This is a genomic window from Gemmatimonas sp. (assembly GCF_044345575.1).
In the GTDB taxonomy this organism is placed as follows: Bacteria; Gemmatimonadota; Gemmatimonadetes; order Gemmatimonadales; family Gemmatimonadaceae; genus Gemmatimonas.
On the sequence record NZ_JBIJAW010000314.1, the window covers coordinates 1 to 3747 of the forward strand.

Annotated in this window: 5 protein-coding genes and 1 tRNA gene; 5 read left to right on the forward strand and 1 reads right to left on the reverse strand. The window is 67.8% G+C overall.

Annotated elements, in window-relative coordinates; genetic code table 11:
* The 4 genes from ACIQ6O_RS14250 to ACIQ6O_RS14265 all read left to right on the forward strand — a co-directional run.
* A partial coding sequence (locus ACIQ6O_RS14250) for a spinster family MFS transporter (protein ID WP_396208447.1) occupies positions 1-975 on the forward strand: 975 nt, incomplete at its 5' end.
* Positions 976-1033: 58 nt separating this feature from the next.
* A tRNA-Gly gene (locus ACIQ6O_RS14255) sits at positions 1034-1106 on the forward strand.
* A 146-nt stretch (positions 1107-1252) separates the two neighbouring features.
* Positions 1253-1669 carry a helix-turn-helix transcriptional regulator gene (locus tag ACIQ6O_RS14260; protein WP_396208448.1) on the forward strand — a complete coding sequence of 139 codons (417 nt, stop codon included), beginning with the start codon at positions 1253-1255 and terminating at the stop codon, positions 1667-1669.
* A 59-nt stretch (positions 1670-1728) separates the two neighbouring features.
* Positions 1729-2181, forward strand: coding sequence for a hypothetical protein (locus ACIQ6O_RS14265; RefSeq protein WP_396208449.1), 453 nt, complete (start codon positions 1729-1731; stop codon positions 2179-2181).
* 27 nt (positions 2182-2208) lie between these two features.
* On the opposite strand, the gene ACIQ6O_RS14270 is transcribed toward ACIQ6O_RS14265, so the two are convergent.
* Positions 2209-2784, reverse strand: a complete 576-nt coding sequence (locus ACIQ6O_RS14270; protein ID WP_396208451.1) for a CIA30 family protein — start codon at positions 2782-2784, stop codon at positions 2209-2211.
* Between the two features lie 156 nt (positions 2785-2940).
* Between ACIQ6O_RS14270 and ACIQ6O_RS14275 the strand changes: the two genes are divergently transcribed.
* On the forward strand, positions 2941-3747 hold an 807-nt coding region (locus tag ACIQ6O_RS14275; protein ID WP_396208450.1), incomplete at its 3' end, for a metallophosphoesterase family protein.

The following is a 3747-nucleotide window of genomic DNA, read 5'->3' on the forward strand; positions in this document are numbered from 1 at the left end:
TTCCTCGCGCGGGTGGGTGTGGGGCTGGGGGAGGCCGGTGGTGTAGCGCCGGCGTACTCGCTCATTGCCGACTACTTCCCGCGCGAGCAGCGGGCGCGGGCGCTGGCGGTCTACTCGTTCGGCGTACCGCTGGGCTCCGGCGCCGGGATCATGTTCGGCGGCCTTATGGCGGCGTGGGTGGATTGGCGCTGGACGCTGCTCAGTGTGGGGGCGGCCGGCGTACTCTTCGCCCCGCTGTTCAAGTGGGTGGTGAAGGACCCGGTGCGCGGGGCGCTCGACGGCGCGCTCGACGGCGCCAGTGCGTCGTCCGTTCAGACCGCGCCGCCGTTTGCGGCCGTGGCGGCGCTCGTGCTGCGTACGCCGACCTTTTGGCTGCTGGCGCTCGGTGCGGCCTGCTCGAGCATCTGCGGCTACGGGCTCGGCTTCTGGTTGCCGAGCTATTTCATGCGCAGTGCGGGGTTCACGCTGGCGCAGACGTCGGTGTACTACGGGTGCATTCAGCTGTTCGGCGGCCTCGCCGGCCTCTGGCTGGGCGGCGTGATCGCCGACCGGTTGGGGCCGCGTGATCGCGGCGCGTACGCGCGCACGCCGGCGGTGTGCTATCTCGTGGCGCTGCCGCTGATGCTCGCGGCGATGCGCACGTCGAACCCGGTGGTTGCCTGGGTGCTCTTTCTCATCCCCACGGGGCTCAACCTCGCGTGGATGGGGCCCGTGATGACGGCCGTGCAGCATCTCGTACCCGCGAGCATGCGGAGCACCGCCAGCGCCCTGTTCCTGCTGGTCATCAACCTGCTCGGACTCGGCGTGGGGCTCTGGATCTTCGGGTTCCTCTCCGACCGCCTCGCGCCGGTGTACGGCACCGAGAGCATGCGCTACGCGATCACGTACGGGCTGTCGTTCTACGCCGGCGCCGCGGTGCTGATGCTGCTGGCGTCCCGCAGGTTGCCGCGCGATTGGGTGGACGCGGCGGCGTGAGTGGCTCGGGGTGCCCGTTGTCACGGACGTGTCCGGGCACTACCTTCCACTTCACATCGCGGGCGTAATTCAGTTGGTAGAATGCCAGCTTCCCAAGCTGGACGTCGCCGGTTCGAGTCCGGTCGCCCGCTCTGATCGAAAACGCAAACGGCGGTCTCCACGTGGAGGCCGCCGTTTCGCATTCGTTATCGACGGGCGACGCGAAACACAGGTGCGCGCCGACCAGGTGTTACATAAAGGGATTGAAAAGGGGTGTCGAGATCGGCAGATTTATCAAATGTCCGAGACTTCGGCGGTTCTACGTACCATCGCATCGACGCTACGCGAGGCCCGTCGCAATCGACGGATGCCCATCGCCGAACTAGCCGCCAGTGCTGGAGTAAGCCCACGCCTCGTGAGCGAGTTCGAGCAGGGAAAGCGCCCGAATGTTTCGCTCGAGACGGCGCTGCGCCTGCTGTCGCTTGTGGGGGTGTCCGTTCACCTGCACCGTACGGCAGCAATGGGCGATCCAGAGCTCGCCCGCGCGCAGCGCGCTGCGCAGCGCCGAAGCCGCTGGACCGGCTCGCTTTCTACTCTTCAGGCTCAGGTTGATCCCTCGCCCCCGTCGCCGGCGACAGCGCGGCTCGGCGCAGTGGCAAACGCTTCCGCGCTCGCGACCGCGCTGCAACGGGCGGCGCGCTCACCGCGCCAGTGACGCCGGCGGGCGAGGGACGCCCGAACCAGCCGTCCGCCGCGGAGTTTCCGGTGGACTTTATGGACTTCGTGCACTCGCTGAACGCGAACGGGGTGGAGTACCTGCTTGTTGGCGGCTATGCCGTGGGCGTACACGGCTACATACGGGCGACGGTCGACATCGACTTTTTCTATCGCCGCACGCCGGATAACGTGACGCGGGTGCTCGCCGCGTTGGCAGACTTCGGGGCCCCGCCTCTAGTGCTCGATCGAGCCCATCTCGAGGCGGCGAATACCGTCACGGCTTTTGGAGAGCCGCCGAGCCGCATCGACCTGCTTTCCGAACTCTCTGGCGTCACCTTTGAAGAGGCCCAAGACGGGGCACTGCATCTGCCGATCAACGGAGAAGTGCTTCCGGTCATTGGACTCGGCGCTCTGCTTGCCAACAAACAGGCGAGCGGCCGGCCGAAGGATCTATACGATCTCGTACAACTTGGCGGTGCACTCGATGCTGGGGCGTCCGAGTCCCGCTAAACAACAGCGGGCAAGCAAGCTGAATGTCTAGCGCGCTCCCGCTACGTAACTCCGGATGTAGTCCACTTCCACGCGGAAGGGACCATCTCTGCCGTCGAGCATGTAGAGGCCCACGCTCTGGATGCGCGTGAGGTCGATCGGCGGCGCGTTCACGGGCTGACCGAAGATGCTGTTGCGCAACGCGCTGAAGGGCACGCGCACCACCGTCCACTCGGCGGTGGTCGGTACCGGCGCCCGACGCGACACGGTGCGCCCGAAGCGGCGCTGCCCGTCATCGAGCTCCACTTCGAATGGGCGGCCGCTGCCGCGAACACGCAGCTCGAGGCCGTCCTCGCCTGTGAGGTCGACATTCCGGCGGGCGCGCACCGAGGTGAATCCGCCGCCCTGCGTCACCAGCGTGCCCGTGAAGCGGAGCGTGCCCGCTTCGACGGCGACGCCCCCCAGAGAGCGGCCCCCCATCACGCCATCGTTGACCACGTACCACGCGGCCTCGTCGGCCCGATCGAAGGTGAAGAGCGTCACCGCCATGGGTGCATCCTGCAGAGGGAGACGGGGCCCCGCGCTGAGGAGCAGCAGCAGGACGGGGAAGTGCCACGGACGCATCGGACTCACGCCTGGTCGAGAGGGACTCGCACGACGAAATCACGGGCGTCCCGGTCGCCCGGGCAAGGGCCGCGCGGCAGGCTTCCCCACCGGGCACGGGTGGTGGCCGCGAAGTCCGCGCTTGCGCATTGGCCCGCCGGAGCGGGAATTCTCTCCATGTCTCTCCTCCCCAACGCCTCGGCCGCGCGCGCCCTCCGCGCTGCCGCCGCCCTCGCCGTGCTCGGTGCGCCGAGCCTTGTCTTCGCCCAGACGGCCGCCGCCCGCGACACCGTCATCGCCATCGCCAAGCCGCTCCGCCCGCTGCCCGCCGAAGACCAGAGTGCGGGCGTGACGCGCTTCTCGTTCATCGCCTACGGCGATACCCGCGGCCGGCGCGATGGAACCGCCGAGCAGTACGAGCACGGCCTGGTGGTGGACGAGATGCTCCGCACCATCACTCGCCTCGAGAAGGGGCCCGAGCCAGTGCGGTTCGTGCTGCAGAGCGGTGATGCGGTGGTGAACGGCCGCGATCCGAAGCAGTGGAACGTGAGCTTCGTAAGCCTCATCAACCGCATCACCACCGCTGGCGGCGTGCCGTACTTCCTCGCGCCGGGCAATCACGATGTGACCTCGGCCGGTGAACTCGAAAATCCGGGGCGCAAGGAAGGACTCGCAAACTACCTGCGCGCGGTAGGCGCACTCATTCCGGCCGACGGGGCCACACGGCGCCTCAGCGGCTATCCCACGTACGCCTTCGGCTACGGCAATACGTTCGTGATCGCCTTCGATTCGAACATCGCCGAAGACTCGGTGCAGTTCATGTGGGTGCAGCAGCAGCTCGAAGGGCTCGATCGCACGCGCTATCAGCATGTGGTGGTGTTCTCGCACCACCCGGCCTTCTCGTCAGGGCCGCATGGCGGCGCGATTGTGGAGCGACCCACGGCCGCGGTGCGGGCGCGCTACATGCCGCTCTTCCGCAAGCAC